Raw genomic sequence first — 18,617 nt, 5'->3', positions numbered from 1 at the left:
TCTTTCTTGTTGGTGTATTTTAAGGTATACTAAAACAGAATAGGAGGGTGCATGATGGAGATCAAACTGACGAGAAAAACTGGTTTTTATGGAATGGGCAGCCCGCTTGTTTTGTGGATCAATGGTAAGAAGACGAAAAGTATCAGTAATAATCAGTCGATCACTCTCGACGTAACAGCACCATTTACGATGCAAATCACTTTTTTTTGGCTAAAAAGTCCTATTTATACGATTAAACATCCGGCTGCTAGCTATGTGGTAAAGATGAATCTCTTATTGTTACAACTTTATCCCTTCTTATTCTTGGCTAGTGGGTTAAGTGCTGTGTACGTGCAACAGTTCGGTTACAGTTTAGTAGTGATCTTAGTCATGCTGGCTTTCTTTTTTTATATCAAAAACCAGGCGTATATAATCAAGGAGGAATGAAATGGCAAACTCTGACATTTTTTTAAGTAGTTTCAATCGCATCGAAAAATGGATGAGAGATGCAATGGGCAATGCTCGGAATATGGGGTTCACTGAGTTGGTACGAAGATTGGCGCAGAGAAAAAATGCGGTGATCAAGAAGTACGAAGAAGATTTACTACAACTGGCACAGCTAAGGAACGCCATCGTTCATGATCGTATCGCAGTAGATTTTGTGATTGCTGAGCCTAATGATTGGGCAGTCAATAAGATACAGCAGATCGAAGGAGAGTTGCTCCAACCAGAGACAGTATTGCCTCGATTTTCAAAACATGTGACTGGTTTCGAACGGGATCTCCCGTTGTCAGAGTTGCTAGGAACGATTGCGAGAAAACGTTATTCCCAATTTCCTCTTTATAATAAAGGAAAATTTGAAGCGTTGATCACTTTACGGGTGATCGGTTTTTGGCTAGCGAAAGAAAGTCAAAAAGGAACGATCGATCTTACACGGAAAAAAGCTGCCGACTTGATTTTTAAAGATGGTAAGTATACGAATTATCGCTTTGTCTCAGCGAGTACTTATATTTTTGAAGTCGAAGGGATGTTTCGTGAGCAAGGTACATTGGAAGCAATATTGATTACCAAAGATGGTAATCCTAATGGCAATTTATTAGGGATCATCAGACCAAGAGATATTTATCATCAAGTAGAAAAGGATTGATTTTTTGTTAGCTATTTATTTTATTATCAGTGGCTTGTTGATCGGACTTGATCAGTGGGTGAAATGGTGGATCGTCCATGATTTAGCATTGGGAGAGACAAGATCGTTGATTCCTAATATTTTATCATTGAACCATATTCGTAATACAGGAGCCGCATGGAGTTTGTTAGAAGGCAAAATGTGGTTTTTCGCTTTGATAACGATCATTGCGGTAGTTGTAGTCATCACATTGATGGTCAAAAACCGTAAAACTGGCAATCGTTGGTTTATGATCGGATTAAGTTTGATTTTAGCAGGGGCGATTGGTAATTTCATCGACCGTATGCGGCTGGGATATGTTGTAGACATGTTCCAGACTGATTTTATAAACTTCCCTATTTTTAACGTAGCAGATGTGACACTTGTTTGTGGAGTGATCTGTATTTTGATTTATACTATTTTAGATGAAAAGGACCAAAAGAAAAAATGACCGAATTAAAAGCAACGATCCACCAGGAAACTGGCCGGATCGATAAAGTACTCACAGGTTTGTTCCCTGACCATAGCCGTTCTCAAATACAGCTCTGGTTGAAAGAAGGAGCTGTGTCCGTCAATGGGCAACCAGTGAAAGCAAACTACAAAGTAAAACCAGCTGATGAAATAGTGGTACTGATCCCAGAGCCAGAAACTCTAGATATTATTGCGGAGGATATTCCGTTGGAGATCGTCTATGAAGATGAAGCTGTCGCAGTGGTCAACAAGCCACAAGGTATGGTCGTTCATCCATCTGCTGGGCATACACATGGAACAATGGTGAATGCGCTGATGTATCATGTCAAAAATCTTTCATCGATCAATGGCGTGATCCGTCCAGGGATCGTCCATCGAATCGACAAAGATACTTCAGGTTTATTGATGGTCGCGAAAAATGATCAAGCCCATGAATCTTTAGCCAAACAGTTGAAAGACAAGACTTCCTTGAGAAAGTATGTGGCACTTGTCCATGGTGTGATCCCACATGAAAAAGGAACGATCAATGCTCCGATTGGACGTTCAAAAGTCGATCGAAAGATGCAAGCAATCCGTGAAGATGGAAAACCAGCAGTGACACATTTTCAAGTATTGGAACGCTTTGCCGATTATACCTTGGTAGAGTTACAATTAGAAACCGGTCGCACACATCAAATCCGTGTACACATGAAATACATCGGCTATCCTTTAGCAGGTGACCCGACTTACGGACCGAAGAAGACATTAAAGGGACACGGACAATTCCTTCATGCTAGATTATTAGGATTTGAACATCCCGTCACTGGACAACAGATGGTATTTGAAGCACCGCTTCCAGAAGTTTTTGAAAAAACTTTAGAAAAATTGAGAAAAGATATTGCTTTTTAAATAAGTTAACGGTATAGTATTTAACAACGAAAGCATAAAAAAACTAAATATGATTTCCTTTAAGTTTAGTCCCGTGAGGCTAAGAAGGGTGTGAGCAAAGAGACATATGGTGCGCCATATCGAACGTTGCTCTCTAGCAGAGTATAACTATAAGTGTACCCAAAGTATACGCTCAGTCTAAAACATTCCTCCTGTCCTCTTAGGGCAGGAGTTTTTTTGTGTAAAAAATGGAGGGGACCACATGCAAGCAAAAGAAGTTGTTGATCAAGTAACGATGAAACGTGCACTGACACGAATCACTTATGAAATTATTGAAAGAAACCACAGTATCGATGATGTCGTTCTTGTGGGCATCAAAACGAGAGGGATATACATCGCTTCAAGGATCGCTGAACGCTTGAAACAATTGGAAGGTATCGAGGTACCAGTAGGAGAGTTAGACATCACACTTTATCGCGATGATAAAAAAGAGACACCAGATGAACCGGAATTACACTCTTCTGATATCCCTGTTTCCCTAGAAGGAAAAGAAGTCATCTTGATTGATGATGTTTTATACACAGGACGAACGATCCGAGCAGCGATGGATGCAGTGATGGACTTCGGACGTCCAAGAAAGATCTCTCTTGCGGTTCTTGTTGACCGAGGACACAGAGAATTACCGATCCGTGCCGATTACGTGGGGAAAAACATTCCCACATCTAAAGTCGAAGAAATTCTTGTGGAGATGCAAGAGCTAGATGGGCAAGATCGAATCATGATCTTGAAAGAGGAAGAATAGGGGAGAGCAGTATGTCAGAGAAAAAAGAATTCCATAACGATAACGTAGTATTAGATATCCACGACCGCCCAACTGTAGGCCACTGGGTAGGATTGAGTTTACAGCATCTTTTCACCATGTTTGGAGCAACCGTACTTGTACCGATCTTAGTCGGTATCGACCCAGGGATCGCCTTGGTGAGTTCAGGATTAGGAACATTGGTTTACCTTGTGACAACAAAAGGAAAGATCCCAGCTTACTTGGGAAGTAGCTTTGCCTTCATCGCAGCGATGCAGCTTTTGATGAAAACCGATGGGTATCCGGCGATTGCTCAAGGGGCGGTCACTACAGGACTTGTTTATCTGATCGTCGCTTTTATCATTAAAAAAATCGGCTCATCTTGGTTGGATAAAATCCTGCCGCCTATCGTAGTCGGACCAGTTATCATGGTGATTGGGTTAGGACTTGCGGCTAATGCGGCAACGAACGCAATGTACAATCAAGGAAAATACGATTTTAAATATATCGCGGTCGCATTGATCACATTGGCACTAACGATTTTCTTCAATATGTGGTTAAAAGGTTTTCTCGGACTTATCCCGATCTTACTAGGAATCATTTGCGGATATATCGTTGCTTTATTATTCGGTATCGTCGACACGAAACCAATCGTTGATGCTGCATGGTTTGCTTTACCGAACTTCGAAATACCATTTGTCCAATATGAACCGAAACTTTATCTAGGAGCAATCACAACGATGGCACCTATCGCATTTGTCACGATGACAGAGCATATCGGTCACTTGATGGTCTTGAACAAACTAACAAAACGGAACTTTTTCGAAGATCCAGGCTTACACAAAACATTAATGGGAGATGGTCTGGCACAGATCGTTGCTGCATTTGTCGGTGGACCTCCAGTAACAAGTTACGGTGAAAATATCGGTGTCTTGGCAATCACTCGTGTACACAGTGTCTTTGTAATCGGCGGTGCTGCAGTCTTCGCAGTTATCTTAGGGTTTGTTGGGAAACTAAGTGCTTTGATCCTAAGTATCCCTGGACCAGTTATCTCAGGAATCAGCTTCATCTTGTTCGGTGTCATCGCTGCAAGCGGGATGAAGATCTTGATTGAAAATAAAGTTGATTTTGACAAAAAGAAAAATCTATTGATTGCCTCAGTGATCTTGGTTGTCGGTATCGGAGGCTTAGTCTTCGAGGTTGGCACGTTCACTTTATCAGCAATGGCTTTAGCAACTGTACTTGGTATCATCTTAAATCTTATCTTACCAGAAACTTCACGTAGCGAAGAAAACTAAGGAGGAATCATCGTGATCATCAAATCAGAACGCATTAGTTTAAAACATCTATTGACAGTGGAAGCTTTAACGGACCAGGAAGTAATGGGACTGATCCGTCGTGGGCAAGAATTTAAACAAGGAGCAAACTGGACACCGCAAAAATCACAATATTTTGCAACGAACCTATTTTTTGAGAATAGTACAAGAACCCACAAGAGTTTCGATGTTGCAGAAAAGAAATTGGGTCTAGAGGTCATCGAGTTTGAAGCAAGCACGAGTTCTGTACAAAAAGGTGAAACCTTGTATGACACAGTGCTGACGATGTCAGCCTTAGGGGTCGATGTTGCGGTCATCCGACATGGAGATGAAAATTATTATGACGAACTGATCCAAAGCAAAACGATCCAATGCTCGATTATAAATGGCGGCGACGGAAGCGGACAGCATCCGACACAATGCCTTCTTGATTTGATGACGATTTATGAAGAATTTGGCCATTTCGATGGATTGAAAGTAGCAATCGTAGGGGATATCACCCACTCTCGTGTAGCGAAATCGAATATGCAGATGCTTAAACGACTAGGTGCTCAAGTCTTTTTCTCAGGTCCTAGAGAATGGTACGATGAAGAATTTGAAGTTTACGGCCATTACGTTCCACTAGATGAATTATTAGATACAGTTGATGTAATGATGATGCTCCGCGTTCAGCATGAACGTCATGATGGAAAAGAAAGCTTTTCGAAGGAAGCTTACCATCAGGAATACGGATTGACGATTGAACGAGCAAAAAAATTACAAAAACATGCAATTATCATGCACCCAGCGCCAGTCAACCGGGATGTGGAATTGGCAGATTCATTAGTTGAAGGGTTACAATCACGAATCGTTCAGCAAATGAGTAACGGTGTGTTTGTCAGAATGGCGATTTTAGAAGCGGTATTAAACGGAAAAGCGTAAAGCTAGGAGGAAGAAAACATGAAAACACTCATTAAAAACGGTCAAATCAATACTAGAAACAACGAAACAACACCTGCAGAAATTTGGATCGAAGATGGAAAAATCAAAGCGATAGGAACTGGTTTTTCCGAGACTGAATTTGATGAAGTGTATGATGCAAAAGGGCAATTGATCACCCCTGGTTTAGTAGACGTCCATGTCCACTTGAGAGAGCCGGGATTTACATACAAGGAGACGATCGAAGCCGGTTCGAAAGCAGCTGCTAGAGGCGGTTTCACGACTGTATGTGCAATGCCTAATCTGAATCCAGTACCTGATACAGCAGAAAAATTGAAAAATGTCTATGATCTGATCAAACAAAATGCGGTGGTGAAAGTGTTACAATATGCACCCATCACCGAAAACCTTCGCAGTGAAGTATTAGTAGATCAAGAAGCACTGATCGCTGAAGGGGCGTTTGCTTTTACGAATGATGGAGTGGGTGTCCAGACAGCAGGAACGATGTATCTTGCAATGAAAGAAGCAGCCAAAAACAAGAAAGCATTAGTCGCACATACCGAAGATGAATCATTATTGTTTGGCGGTGTGATGCATGCAGGCAAGAAAGCAGAAGAATTGGGCTTGCCGAGTATTTTAAGTGTAACTGAATCTTCACAAATCGCACGCGATCTCTTATTGGCGGAAGCGACTGGCGTTCATTATCATGTCTGTCACGTCTCCACAAAAGAAAGTGTGCGGGTAATTCGTGATGCCAAAAAAGCGGGTATTCACGTAACTGCGGAAGTTTCACCGCACCATTTGATTCTGATTGATGAAGATATACCGGAAGATTTTGGCTTTTGGAAAATGAACCCGCCTTTACGTGGAAAAGAAGACCGCGAAGCCTTGATCGAAGGATTACTCGATGGAACGATCGATTGCATTGCCACTGACCATGCACCACATGGATTAGAAGAAAAAAGTAAGAGTTTCTTAGAATCACCATTCGGGATCGTGGGAAGCGAAACAGCTTTTCAATTGATTTACACACATTTCGTTGAAACCAAACGCTTCACACTGGAACAAGTCATCAATTGGCTGGCTGTGAAACCAGCTGAGATCTTCCAATTGAATGCTGGCACATTAACGATCGGGGCGCCTGCTGATTTAGTCGTTTTCGCTATCGAACACCTTAGCGAGATCGATAAAAAAGATTTCCTTTCCAAAGGGGAAAACACACCTTTTGTTGGATGGAAGGTCAAGGGAGAAACGTTATTGACGTTTGTTGACGGAAAACTTGCTTGGCAAAAGGGGGAATAACCGCATGGAAAGATTACTGATTTTGGAAGACGGTACGGTATTTAAAGGAAAAGCATTTGGCGCAAAAAACAATGTCTTTGGCGAGATCGTTTTTACGACTAGCATGACAGGCTATCAAGAAACGATTACTGACCAAAGTTTCAATGGACAAATCATCACTTTTACTTATCCGATGGTGGGGAATTATGGCGTCAATCGCGATGATTACGAATCTATTTCTCCAACTTGCAAAGGTGTAGTAGTGAAAGAACATGCACGAGTTGCTTCAAACTGGCGCAGTCAAATGACGCTAGATGAATTTCTGAAACGTAAAGGTATCCCAGGGATTTCTGGGATCGACACAAGAGCGCTGACGAGAAAAATCCGGGAAGTGGGAACGATGAAAGCAAGTATCGTTGATGCAGGTGATTCATTTGAGCATGCGTTTGATCAATTGAAGGCAACTGTGCTTGCTACCAATCAAGTACAACAAGTATCAACGAATAAACCTTACCCAAGTCCCGGAACAGGACGAAATGTCGTGGTGATCGATTTTGGTTTGAAACACAGCATTTTAAGAGAACTAAGTAAACGTAACTGTAATTTGACTGTCCTTCCTTATAATACAGATGCAAAAACGATTTTATCCTTAGCGCCTGATGGAGTCATGCTGACGAATGGTCCTGGTGATCCTAAAGACGTACCAGAAGCAATTGAGATGATCCGAGGTATCCAAGGAAAAATCCCGATTTTTGGCATCTGTCTTGGGCATCAACTCTTTGCATTAGCAAATGGAGCAGACACGTATAAAATGAAGTTTGGCCATCGCGGATTGAACCATCCAGTGCGAGAAATCGCTACTGGACGGATCGATTTTACCTCACAGAATCACGGATATGCAGTGGATGAGAAAACGGTGGACCCAAAACGATTGATGGTGACCCATGTTGAAGTGAATGACGGAACAGTAGAAGGGATCAGACACCGGAATTATCCAGCATTCAGTGTTCAATTCCACCCAGATGCTGCACCTGGGCCACATGATGCCTTACATTTATTCGACGAATTCATGGAAATGATGGATGCAGGAAGGGAGCAATAAGAATGCCAAAACGGACAGATATCAAAAAAATCATGGTGATCGGTTCAGGACCAATCATCATCGGACAAGCCGCTGAGTTTGATTATGCGGGAACGCAAGCTTGTCTAGCCTTGAAAGAAGAAGGATATGAAGTCGTCTTGGTCAACTCTAATCCAGCGACGATCATGACAGATAAAGAAATTGCTGATCAAGTGTATATCGAACCGATCACTTTAGAATTCGTGTCGAGAATCTTAAGAAAAGAACGCCCTGATGCATTGTTGCCGACATTAGGAGGCCAAACAGGCTTGAATATGGCAATGGAACTAGCTGAATCTGGTATTTTAGATGAGTTAGATATTGAACTTTTAGGTACAAAATTATCCGCGATCGATCAGGCGGAAGATCGAGATTTATTCAAACAGTTGATGGAAGAATTGAATCAACCAATCCCCGAATCTGAAATCGTGACAACAGTAGAAGAAGCTGTTGATTTTGCCAATAAAATCGGCTACCCAATCATCGTCCGCCCTGCCTTCACATTAGGTGGAACGGGCGGTGGCATGTGCGAAAATGAAGAAGAGCTACGTGTAATCGCTGAAAACGGCCTGAGTTTATCCCCTGTGACACAATGTTTGATCGAACGGAGTATCGCTGGATTCAAAGAAATCGAGTATGAAGTAATGCGAGATTCAGCTGATAATGCAATCGTTGTTTGTAACATGGAGAACTTTGATCCTGTTGGTATCCATACAGGCGATTCGATCGTTTTTGCACCAAGCCAAACATTATCTGATCATGAATACCAAATGTTGCGTGATGCTTCGCTTTCAATTATCCGAGCGTTGAAAATCGAAGGTGGCTGTAATGTGCAGTTAGCTTTAGATCCAAACAGTTTCAACTACTATGTGATTGAAGTGAATCCTCGTGTTTCACGGTCTTCTGCATTAGCAAGTAAAGCAACCGGCTATCCGATTGCAAAATTGGCAGCTAAAATTGCTTTAGGGCTGACGCTTGATGAGATGAAAAATCCGGTAACAGGTACGACCTATGCTGAATTTGAACCTGCACTCGACTATGTTGTAGCAAAAATCCCACGTTGGCCTTTCGATAAGTTTGAAAATGGTGAACGAGTGTTAGGGACCCAGATGAAGGCAACTGGTGAAGTAATGGCAATCGGGAGAAACATCGAGGAATCCCTTTTGAAAGCTGTTCGTTCTCTAGAAATCGGGACTTATCATATTGAATTGCCAGAGTTAAAGGATGTCGAAGATGATCTATTGATCAAAAAAATGGTCAGAGCACAAGATGATCGCCTCTTCTACGTAGCAGAAGCAATCCGTCGAGGTTTCCCGATCGAAGAAATTGCGGAATTAACAAAAATCGATTTATTCTTTTTAGATAAACTCCTTCACATCGTCGAATTAGAAAACCAACTAGCAGCACAACCGAATGATCATGAGCTACTAACGTTTGTGAAACAAAATGGATTTACGGATCAAAAGATCGCGGATTTGTGGAAAACTACCGCAAAAGAGATCAGACAAATGCGAACTGAGCAAAATATCCTGCCCGTTTATAAAATGGTGGATACTTGTGCCGCTGAATTTGAGTCACAAACGCCTTATTTCTATAGCACATATGAATATGAAAACGAGAGTATCCGCTCCGAGAAAGAATCAGTCCTAGTTTTAGGGTCAGGACCAATCAGAATTGGCCAAGGAGTGGAGTTTGATTATGCGACTGTCCATTCTGTCAAAGCAATCCAACAAGCTGGATATGAAGCAATCATCATGAACAGTAATCCAGAGACCGTATCGACTGATTTTTCTATCTCTGACAAATTGTACTTTGAACCATTGACTTTTGAAGACGTCATGAACGTTATTGATCTTGAACAGCCGATGGGTGTGATCGTCCAATTCGGTGGTCAGACTGCGATCAACTTAGCAGAGCCGCTTGTTAAAGCTGGTGTGAAAATTTTAGGGACAACGATCGAAGATTTGGATCGTGCAGAAAACCGTGATCTTTTCGAACAGGCATTGAAGCAACTGGATGTTCCACAACCGTTAGGAGATACAGCGACAAGTAAAGCAGAAGCTGTTGCAATTGCTTCAACTATCGGTTACCCAGTATTAGTCAGACCCAGCTATGTTTTAGGCGGACGTGCAATGGAAATCGTTGAAAATCAACACGATCTTGAAGACTACATGGAACATGCAGTCAAAGCTTCCCCAGAACATCCTGTACTGATCGATCGTTATTTGCTTGGTAGTGAATGTGAAGTAGATGCCATCTGTGATGGAGAAACAGTACTGATCCCAGGAATCATGGAACATATCGAACGTGCAGGCGTCCATTCAGGTGACTCGATGGCTGTTTATCCGCCACAAGCACTATCCATTGAAATCCAGAAGACGATCGAAGACTATACGATCCGCCTAGCGCGAGGGTTGAACTGCATTGGTATGATGAATATCCAATTTGTCATCCATGATAATAAAGTCTATGTGATCGAAGTGAATCCTCGTGCAAGTCGTACTGTACCATTTTTAAGTAAAGTTACAGGTATTCCGATGGCACAGATCGCAACAAAAGCAATCTTAGGGCAGAAACTAAAAGACTTAGGCTTTGAAACTGGATTGTATCCTGAAACTGAGAATGTCCACGTAAAAGCACCAGTCTTTTCATTCACTAAACTTCATAAAGTAGATACGTATTTAGGGCCTGAAATGAAATCGACTGGGGAAGTCATGGGATCAGACCAAAATCTCGATAAGGCATTGTATAAAGCTTTTGAGGCATCAGGACTTCGGTTACCAGATTATGGCTCCGTTTTGTTCACGATTGCGGATGAAACCAAAGAAGAAGCATTAGAATTAGCCAAACGCTTTTCAGAAATCGGCTACAGCTTGTTAGCAACGAAAAATACAGCTGCCTTTTTCGAATCACATGGGTTGATCGTTACGAAGGTTGCCAAAATTTCTGAGCATGTCCATGAAAAAAATGTTGTCGATTTGATCCGTGAAGGAAAAGCGCAAGTCGTAGTCAATACCATTGACAAAGACAGAGGAAATGCTTCGAAAGATGGCTTTATCATTCGCCGAGAGGCTGTTGAACATGGAACTCCGTTATTTACTTCATTAGATACTGCAGATGCAATCATTCGAGTAATGGAATCACGAGCATTTTCAACAAAAGCGATCTAAAAAGAAACGAGATAATGAAAATGTGAATAGTCATGTACAAAGGTATCAATTGAGAAGAGTCTCTTCTTAGTTGATACTTAGGCAGGACACACACTGGAACGTCTCAAATGAGGAGAGTAGATATGAAACAAGAATTAATGAAGGTTATCAATCAAAGACAACTGGCACCACGCATTTATGAACTCACGTTAAAAGGAGAATTAGTCAATGAAATGAATTCTCCAGGGCAGTTTCTGCATGTTCGAGTGCCTCGTGCTGATTTGCTACTAAGGCGACCAATCAGTATCAATCAGATTGATCATGAACATAAAACTTGTCGGATTATCTATCGAATCGAAGGAGAAGGGACAAAAATCTTCTCAGAATTGAAAGTAGGCGATACACTCGATGTGTTAGGTCCTTTAGGCAATGGGTTTGACTTGTCAGGATTAGAACCAGCAGATGAAGTTTTCATCGTTGGCGGTGGGATTGGTGTGCCTCCTCTCTATGAGTTATCAAAGCAATTAAAAGAAAAAGGGATCATTCCAATTCATTTTCTAGGATTCGCCTCAAAAGACGTATTATATTATGAAGAAGAATTCAATGAATTAGGAGAGACTCGCATTGCAACAGATGACGGTACCTACGGAATCCACGGCAATGTCGGAAATTTATTGTTGAGAACAAATAAAATGCCTAAAGCAGTGTTTGCTTGTGGCGCAAATGGACTATTGAAGACTGTCGAACAACTTTATTCAGACCATTCCAATGTCCAGCTTTCATTAGAATCTAGGATGGCTTGCGGTGTCGGTGCTTGCTACGCATGTGTGTGCCATAAGCCAGATGATGAGACAGGAACGAAAAGTGTGAAGGTCTGTGATGAAGGACCTATCTTCAAAGTTGGGGAGGTCATTTTATGAGTGGAAATCCTTTAGCAGTAAAACTTCCAGGGTTAGATTTGAAAAATCCGATCATGCCAGCCAGTGGATGCTTTGGTTTCGGAAAAGAATATGGAAAATATTATGATTTGAATCAACTAGGATCGATCATGGTCAAAGCAACGACACCTAAGGCAAGATTTGGCAATCCTACGCCGAGAGTAGCAGAAACACCTTCTGGTATGCTGAACGCTATCGGCTTACAAAATCCTGGACTAGATGTTGTGATGAAAGAATTATTACCTGAATTAGCTCACTACCAGGGATTGCCTATCATTGCGAATGTCGCAGGGGCATGTGAAGAAGATTATGTAGAAGTTTGTGCAAAAATCGGTGACGCACCGAATGTAAAAGCTATTGAATTGAATATTTCCTGCCCGAATGTCAAACATGGAGGTATCGCTTTTGGTACTGACCCAGAAGCTGCTTTTCAATTGACACAAGCGGTCAAAAAAGTAGCAAAAGTTCCAGTGTACGTGAAACTTTCGCCTAATGTGACAGACATCGTGCCCATCGCTCAAGCAATCGAAAGTGGCGGAGCCGATGGTTTCACCATGATCAATACACTACTTGGCATGCGGATCGATCTAAAAACCAGAAAACCAATTTTAGCAAATCAAACAGGGGGACTGTCTGGTCCAGCAATCAAACCTGTGGCCATTCGCTTGATCAATCAGGTGGCGTCCGTTTCAAAACTACCGATTATTGGAATGGGTGGTGTCCAAACTGTTGACGATGTGTTAGAGATGTTCATGGCAGGTGCAAGTGCTATTGCTGTTGGAACGGCTAACTTTACCGATCCCTACATCTGTCCTAAACTGATTGAAGGGTTGCCAGTCCGAATGGCAGAACTTGGTATCGAATCATTAGAGCAATTAATCAAGGAAGTAAGAGAGGAACGAAATCAATGAATCAACGACCAATTATCGCGTTAGACTTTTCAACTTGGCAAGAAGTAGAAGAGTTTCTGCAATTATTTCCAGAAGATGAGAAATTATTTGTAAAAATCGGCATGGAATTATTTTATCAAGAAGGGCCAATCATTGTTCGTTGGTTAAAAGACGCTGGACACGATGTCTTTTTAGACTTGAAGCTCCATGATATTCCGAATACTGTTGAAAAAGCTATGACAGGCCTAGCTAAATTAGGTGTGGACGTGACTTGTGTCCATGCAGCTGGTGGCATCCGAATGATGGAGGCTGCTCTAAGAGGATTAGAAGCAGGTACGCCAGAAGACAAAAAACGCCCGCTGTTGTTGGCAATCACGCAATTAACTTCAACAAGTGAAGAAGAAATGCACCATGACCAATTGATCGATGTTCCTCTTGAGGAAAGTGTCATTCATTATGCCCGATGTGCCAAACAAGCTGGTCTTGACGGAGTAGTTTCATCCGCATGGGAAGTGAAATCCATCAAAGAACAAACTGACCCATCATTTATCTGTCTAACCCCTGGGATACGTCCAGAAGGAACAGTTGCAGGAGATCAAACAAGAATTGTGACACCGGCTAAAGCACATGAAATCGGTTCTACGTTCATTGTCGTTGGTCGTCCGATCACATTGGCGCAAGATCCATATCAAGCGTATCAATCAATTAAAGAAGAATGGAGCCATTAATATGAAGTCAATTGAAACCACGATCGCAAAAGATCTATTAGAAATCGAAGCTGTTTTTTTGAGCCCTAGTGAACCTTTTACTTGGGCAAGTGGCATCAAAAGTCCAATTTACTGTGACAATCGAATCACGATGAGCTATCCAAAAGTTAGAAAAGAAATTGCACAAGGGTTAGCAGACAAAATCAAAGAAGCATATCCAGATGTTGAAGTCATTGCAGGAACAGCTACTGCAGGCATCCCATATGCAGCATGGGTAGCTGAAATTTTAGATTTGCCGATGGTTTATATCAGAAGTAAAGCGAAAGATCATGGTAAAGGAAACCAAATCGAAGGACGTATTTTTGAAGGGCAAAAAATGGTCGTAATCGAAGATCTGATTTCCACTGGCGGAAGTGTACTAGAAGCAGCAGAAGCTGCTAAACGTGAAGGGGCGAATGTTTTAGGTGTGGCTGCTATCTTCACGTATGAATTACCAAAAGGAAAAGCAAACTTTGCTAATGCGGAAATGCCATTATTGACCCTTACGAATTATTCCGTGCTGATTGAAGCAGCACTTGAAGAAAAATACATTGATGAAACAGAATTAAACCTATTGAAGGAATGGAAACAAGATCCTGAAAACTGGAAGAAAAACTGATTGCTTAACATCTGTAAAAAATATTTTAGCATCAGAAATAAAATGGTATACTAGTGTTGAATAAACAACAAATAAAGAAGTATTCAAGACGAAAGTTTTGCTATGGACGAGTAGCTCAGTGATAAATCACGTAGAAAAAATTTTTTCTACGAGGTTTTAGAGCTATGTTGTTTTGAATGCTTCCAAAACTTCATCATTACTTCAAATATTTCATCGCCTGTTTTAGAGCTATGTTGTTTTGAATGTTTTCAAGTCATCAACTGTTTTTGAGTAGTGTTATTTGAAAATACGATATACGAGTGGTAGAGACTAGAATGCTTTCTTCTGGTTTCTATTTTTTTATATAAATTGGGGATGATTTTGTTAAAATTATAAAAAAATCAATGAAAATAAAACGTGTTATTTGCAAATTTTAGTTATTTAATGGTAGGATTATCGGAAAAAGTATTCCATTAAGGGAGGTCTATTTATGGGATTGAATGAATTTATTTTGGGATTGAACAACTTAGAAAAAATCACTCGGGCTCCTGGTTTCTTTAAATTCACCGAGCATACGGTAGCGGCACACTCGTATCGAGTGGCTTCGATTGCTCAAGTTTTAGGGGATATCGAAGAAGTAAATGGTCAAAAGATCGACTGGAAACTGCTCTATGAAAAGGCACTGAACCATGATTATACCGAGCGCTTCATTGGTGACATCAAAACTCCAGTAAAATATGCAAGTAAAGAGTTGCGGGGGATGTTGCAAACGGTAGAAGAGAAAATGACGGACGAGTTTATTAATCAGGAAATTCCAGAAGAATTTCAGGAAACGTATCGTAAACGTCTTTTTGAAGGAAAAGATAACACGGTTGAGGGAGAGTTACTAGCAATTTCTGATAAAGTCGATTTATTGTATGAATCTTTTGAAGAAATCATCAAAAACAATCCAGAAAAAGTCTATAAAGAAATGTTTATCGAAGCGGTCACGACGATCAAGTCATTCGAGCATCGTCCTTCTGTAAAGTATTTCTTCAATGAGATCTTCCCAGAATTACTGAACCAAGAATTCTATGGAAAAGAAGATTTTTTAGCAACAGTTTCGACTATTGTCAAGAAAACCAACAAATAAAACGAAAAAGAAAGTTCTGGAGGTATGGATTTGAAGAAAAATATGGATGTTGAATGGGGATACTCGGGAGATAGAGGACCTGAACACTGGGCTGAGTTATGTGATTGGTTTGCCAAAGGAGCAGCTTTTTCTTTGCAGTCACCTATTCAATTAACTACATGTGAGGAAACAGGCGAGTCAAGTGAAACATTATCTTTCCACTATGAAAGGCAACGATTCACGGACAAAGAATTCAAAAATACGATTCATTTAGTTCCTTACGATCAATTTAGTTACATTGAATTTAAAGATCAAAAATTTTATTTGACTGATATCCACTTCCATATGCCTTCTGAGCATTTGATCAATGGAAAACAGGAAGATATTGAGTTCCACTTTGTGCACATGAATGCCAAAAAAGAAAATTTGGTCGTAGGAGTCATGTATCATTTAGCAACTGGAGAAGGTTGGTTATATGATCGCGAGAATGGTGATTCTTGGGACGTGGAGAAACACGAACATTGGACGAATCCAATCGTCTTATTCCCAGAGCAAAAGAGCCATTATCATTATGTCGGGTCGTTAACCACACCGCCGACTAGCGGTCCTATACAGTGGTTTGTAATGGACCAGATCCAAAAATTGAATAAGGACTTTTTGATTCCTTTTAAAGGGCAATATGCACAACCAAATAATCGACCGATCCAACCGCTGAAAAACCGAGAAATCAACTATTACACGGAGGCAAATCAGTGAATTTTCAACAATTGAAATATGTGGTTGCTGTGGCAAACAATGGAAGTTTTAGAGAAGCGGCTAAAAAACTATATGTTGCACAACCTAGTTTGTCGGCAGGCATCAAGGAACTTGAAACAGAGCTTGGGATCACTCTTTTTACCCGAACCAATCGAGGCGCCTTTTTAACCGAAGAAGGCCAAGAGTTTTTAAAACGAGCAGAACGAATCTTAGTGCAACTGGAATCGTTAGAAGGGTATTATCTTGCGAATGAAAAGCGGGACAGTTTTTCTATTGCCTCACAACACTATGATTTTTTAGGTCCTTTGACAGCAAAGCTGATTACTTCATTCAAACAAGAAATCAAACAATTTCGGATCATTGAAACGACTACTGCAAAAGTGATAGAAGAAGTCAAAGAGCAACATAGTGAAATCGGCATCCTTTATATGAATGAACACAATCGTTCAGGGATCAAAAGATACTTGGAACAAGGAGAATTGGTGACACAGGCTTTAGGGACTTTCAAGACACATATCTTTTTACGTCAAGAACATCCATTGAGCCAAAAAAAGGAGATAGCCAAAGAGAAGCTATTTCCATATCCCCAAGTGAGATTTACTCAAGATGGCAGTAATTTTCCTTATTTTTATGAGGATTTGATCGAGATTCCTGACCAAGAAACGGTGATCTATACGAGTGATCGTGGTACATTGATGAATATCGTTCTGGAAACAGATGCTTATGCTTCTGGTTCTGGAATCGTGATCGGCGAGATGAAAGAATACCTTCGATTGATTCCCCTAGCAGATAGTCAAGAAAATGAGTTGGTGATCATTTACTCCGTGAAACGACCATTAAGTAAAATCGCTCAACGGTTCATCCACCATCTCACACAGCTAATCAAACAGGGAGAACATCATTAGAAACAATTGGAATGATTGCTTGTAAAAGCTATTGTTCCAATTGTTTTTTGTTATTTGTCAATGAGAAACGATGAGTTTTATAAAAAAAAATCTAGGACAGAGGGACTAAACATCAATCTCGGATTTTTTGTACGTTTTGAAAACTACCTGTTATACGGGGGTACGGAAAGTTTCCAGTGAGGCATAAAAATTGAGGCTCTTTGTCAAATGATGTTGGTAAAGAGAAATCTTAGAATAATTTGGACAGAACAGAAAGAAGAAACTCTCTTTCTGTTCTGTTTATTTGGTTAAAAATGTTTTGCCATGACGAATCATGATCCGTAGTTTGAAATTGTAAAAGCTGCGAAAGCCGTACGCATTGCGTTTTAATACTTTGATGTGGTTGTTTAAACATTCCAAAGGTCCGTTTGAATAGCTGTAGTGAAGCGCATTTTGAATCTGTGGCAGAAACTTTTTAAACGTTCGTAAAGTGGTTGTATAGGTTTCAGGCAGACCGCTAATGTCTCTAGTTAAACAATCCTCAAATAGTGACTGATCTCTTTTCTTTACCGCATAAAGAACGTCTTGGTATAACTGATAGCCTTGGCGCAGGTTGGGACAAGCAGCTAACAGTCGATCGACAATTTCACTTTCAGTCAAATAATCTTTAAAACTGGCACGCCAAATCCGTTTTTCGTAGTTTAACTTTGCTTCTTCTTTTTGTAGAAGTTTCCAATAACGTTTCAATTTTTTCCCTAGTCCTCGTTGAGAGTGGGAAGTTCCTTTAAGTAGTGTAGGTGTTTCTTTCACTCGGTGATTCAAGAAGGTTCTGCCAATATGTTGGACGATGTGGAAACGGTCGATGATCAACTGAGCATTCGGGAAAAGCTTTTTCACCAATGAAACATAAGGCGCATACATATCAATAACAATCCATTGAACGGCTTCACGAGTCGCTAATGAAAACCGAGAAAAATAGCGTTCTAAATAAGGCAAGCGTCGATTTTCGACAATATCCAATAATGCATGGCTTTGTCCGTCCATCATGATAAAACTCATTGCACTGGCAACACTTCGAACCGATTTGAATTCATCAAAGCATAAGACCTTTGGCAAAGTCTGTTTGAAAGGATTCAATGGGCGGTAGAATCGCTTCATAACACGATAGACCGAAGAAGTGGAGATATTTTTCTGACGAGCGATTTCCGTCATGGAAGTATTCTCTTTTAAGCGAGCAATAACAGACCAACGAACTTTTTGACTAATGAAACAGTGTTTTTCAGCGACAGAGGTATCCGCTACGAATGTTCTTTGACAAGACTTACATTTAAATCGTTGTTTCTTCAACTCCAGATAAGTGCGATACTCAGACACATCATTCAGTAACAACCGAACGGTTGTCGTCCCCCAACGAATGATCCTAGAGGGGACGACACAAAGACAATGGGGACACTCTTCTGGCGTGTACTGAAGAGTTCCTTTGTAAATCAAGCAAATTTGCCCTTTATATTTTTCTTTAGTTAAACAATTTTCCTCGAAATAGATATTTAGGTCTAGAATATTTAGGGTATCTTTGATAAGCTGAGTATGAGATATCTTGAATCCTCCTATGAATTTGTTAGCCAAATT

At 40.7% G+C, this 18,617-nt stretch carries 18 protein-coding genes; 17 read left to right on the top strand and 1 reads right to left on the bottom strand.

Annotated elements, in window-relative coordinates; translation table 11 throughout:
• Positions 1 to 54 precede the first annotated feature (54 nt).
• From ED2_RS03835 to ED2_RS03755, 17 genes are all read left to right on the top strand, one after another.
• Positions 55 to 426 carry a hypothetical protein gene (locus ED2_RS03835; protein ID WP_005879127.1) on the top strand — a complete coding sequence of 124 codons (372 nt, stop codon included), beginning with the start codon at positions 55 to 57 and terminating at the stop codon, positions 424 to 426.
• A 1-nt stretch (position 427) separates the two neighbouring features.
• On the top strand, positions 428 to 1,126 hold the full coding sequence (locus ED2_RS03830) for a CBS domain-containing protein (protein ID WP_016176698.1): 699 nt from the start codon (positions 428 to 430) through the stop codon (positions 1,124 to 1,126).
• Between the two features lie 4 nt (positions 1,127 to 1,130).
• Positions 1,131 to 1,595, top strand: a complete 465-nt coding sequence (gene lspA, locus ED2_RS03825; RefSeq protein WP_005879682.1) for a signal peptidase II — start codon at positions 1,131 to 1,133, stop codon at positions 1,593 to 1,595.
• Positions 1,592 to 2,503 (top strand): RluA family pseudouridine synthase, encoded by a 912-nt coding sequence (locus ED2_RS03820; RefSeq protein WP_005879680.1) that lies wholly within the window; start codon positions 1,592 to 1,594, stop codon positions 2,501 to 2,503. Before lspA ends, ED2_RS03820 begins: the two co-directional genes overlap by 4 nt.
• 241 nt (positions 2,504 to 2,744) lie before the next feature.
• A complete protein-coding gene (pyrR, locus tag ED2_RS03815; RefSeq protein ID WP_005879678.1) occupies positions 2,745 to 3,284 on the top strand; it encodes a bifunctional pyr operon transcriptional regulator/uracil phosphoribosyltransferase PyrR in 540 nt (179 codons plus the stop codon).
• Between the two features lie 11 nt (positions 3,285 to 3,295).
• Positions 3,296 to 4,579, top strand: a complete 1,284-nt coding sequence (locus ED2_RS03810) for a solute carrier family 23 protein (RefSeq protein WP_016176697.1) — start codon at positions 3,296 to 3,298, stop codon at positions 4,577 to 4,579.
• A 12-nt stretch (positions 4,580 to 4,591) separates the two neighbouring features.
• Positions 4,592 to 5,518, top strand: coding sequence for an aspartate carbamoyltransferase catalytic subunit (locus ED2_RS03805; RefSeq protein WP_005879675.1), 927 nt, complete (start codon positions 4,592 to 4,594; stop codon positions 5,516 to 5,518).
• A gap of 18 nt (positions 5,519 to 5,536) precedes the next feature.
• Positions 5,537 to 6,817 carry a dihydroorotase gene (gene pyrC / locus ED2_RS03800; protein WP_016176696.1) on the top strand — a complete coding sequence of 427 codons (1,281 nt, stop codon included), beginning with the start codon at positions 5,537 to 5,539 and terminating at the stop codon, positions 6,815 to 6,817.
• Positions 6,818 to 6,821: 4 nt separating this feature from the next.
• Positions 6,822 to 7,898, top strand: coding sequence for a carbamoyl phosphate synthase small subunit (locus tag ED2_RS03795; RefSeq protein WP_016176695.1), 1,077 nt, complete (start codon positions 6,822 to 6,824; stop codon positions 7,896 to 7,898).
• A 2-nt stretch (positions 7,899 to 7,900) separates the two neighbouring features.
• Positions 7,901 to 11,086: a carbamoyl-phosphate synthase large subunit gene (gene carB, locus ED2_RS03790; RefSeq protein ID WP_005879669.1), complete on the top strand. Its 3,186-nt coding sequence runs from the start codon at positions 7,901 to 7,903 to the stop codon at positions 11,084 to 11,086.
• A gap of 122 nt (positions 11,087 to 11,208) precedes the next feature.
• Positions 11,209 to 11,985: a dihydroorotate dehydrogenase electron transfer subunit gene (locus tag ED2_RS03785; protein ID WP_016176694.1), complete on the top strand. Its 777-nt coding sequence runs from the start codon at positions 11,209 to 11,211 to the stop codon at positions 11,983 to 11,985.
• Positions 11,982 to 12,914, top strand: coding sequence for a dihydroorotate dehydrogenase (locus ED2_RS03780; RefSeq protein WP_016176693.1), 933 nt, complete (start codon positions 11,982 to 11,984; stop codon positions 12,912 to 12,914). Before ED2_RS03785 ends, ED2_RS03780 begins: the two co-directional genes overlap by 4 nt.
• Entirely contained in the window at positions 12,911 to 13,621 is a 711-nt protein-coding gene (pyrF, locus tag ED2_RS03775) for an orotidine-5'-phosphate decarboxylase (protein ID WP_005879663.1), read from the top strand. The genes ED2_RS03780 and pyrF overlap by 4 nt, the downstream gene beginning before the upstream one ends.
• A gap of 1 nt (position 13,622) precedes the next feature.
• Entirely contained in the window at positions 13,623 to 14,258 is a 636-nt protein-coding gene (gene pyrE, locus ED2_RS03770; RefSeq protein ID WP_016176692.1) for an orotate phosphoribosyltransferase, read from the top strand.
• Between the two features lie 469 nt (positions 14,259 to 14,727).
• A complete protein-coding gene (locus ED2_RS03765) occupies positions 14,728 to 15,369 on the top strand; it encodes a YfbR-like 5'-deoxynucleotidase (RefSeq protein ID WP_005879659.1) in 642 nt (213 codons plus the stop codon).
• A 30-nt stretch (positions 15,370 to 15,399) separates the two neighbouring features.
• Complete coding sequence (locus ED2_RS03760; protein ID WP_016176691.1) at positions 15,400 to 16,104, top strand: carbonic anhydrase family protein; 705 nt, start codon at positions 15,400 to 15,402, stop codon at positions 16,102 to 16,104.
• Entirely contained in the window at positions 16,101 to 17,009 is a 909-nt protein-coding gene (locus ED2_RS03755) for a LysR family transcriptional regulator (protein WP_016176690.1), read from the top strand. Before ED2_RS03760 ends, ED2_RS03755 begins: the two co-directional genes overlap by 4 nt.
• Before the next feature lie 279 nt (positions 17,010 to 17,288).
• Here the strand turns inward: ED2_RS03755 and ED2_RS03750 are convergent, their stop codons facing one another.
• Entirely contained in the window at positions 17,289 to 18,584 is a 1,296-nt protein-coding gene (locus ED2_RS03750; RefSeq protein ID WP_025481336.1) for an ISL3 family transposase, read from the bottom strand.
• Positions 18,585 to 18,617: the final 33 nt, after the last annotated feature.

Source organism: Enterococcus durans NBRC 100479 = LMG 10746, from assembly GCF_001544215.1.
Lineage (GTDB): Bacteria > Bacillota > Bacilli > Lactobacillales > Enterococcaceae > Enterococcus_B > Enterococcus_B durans.
Note: the sequence above shows the minus strand (reverse complement) of the source record. Positions and strands in the feature narration are given on the sequence as shown.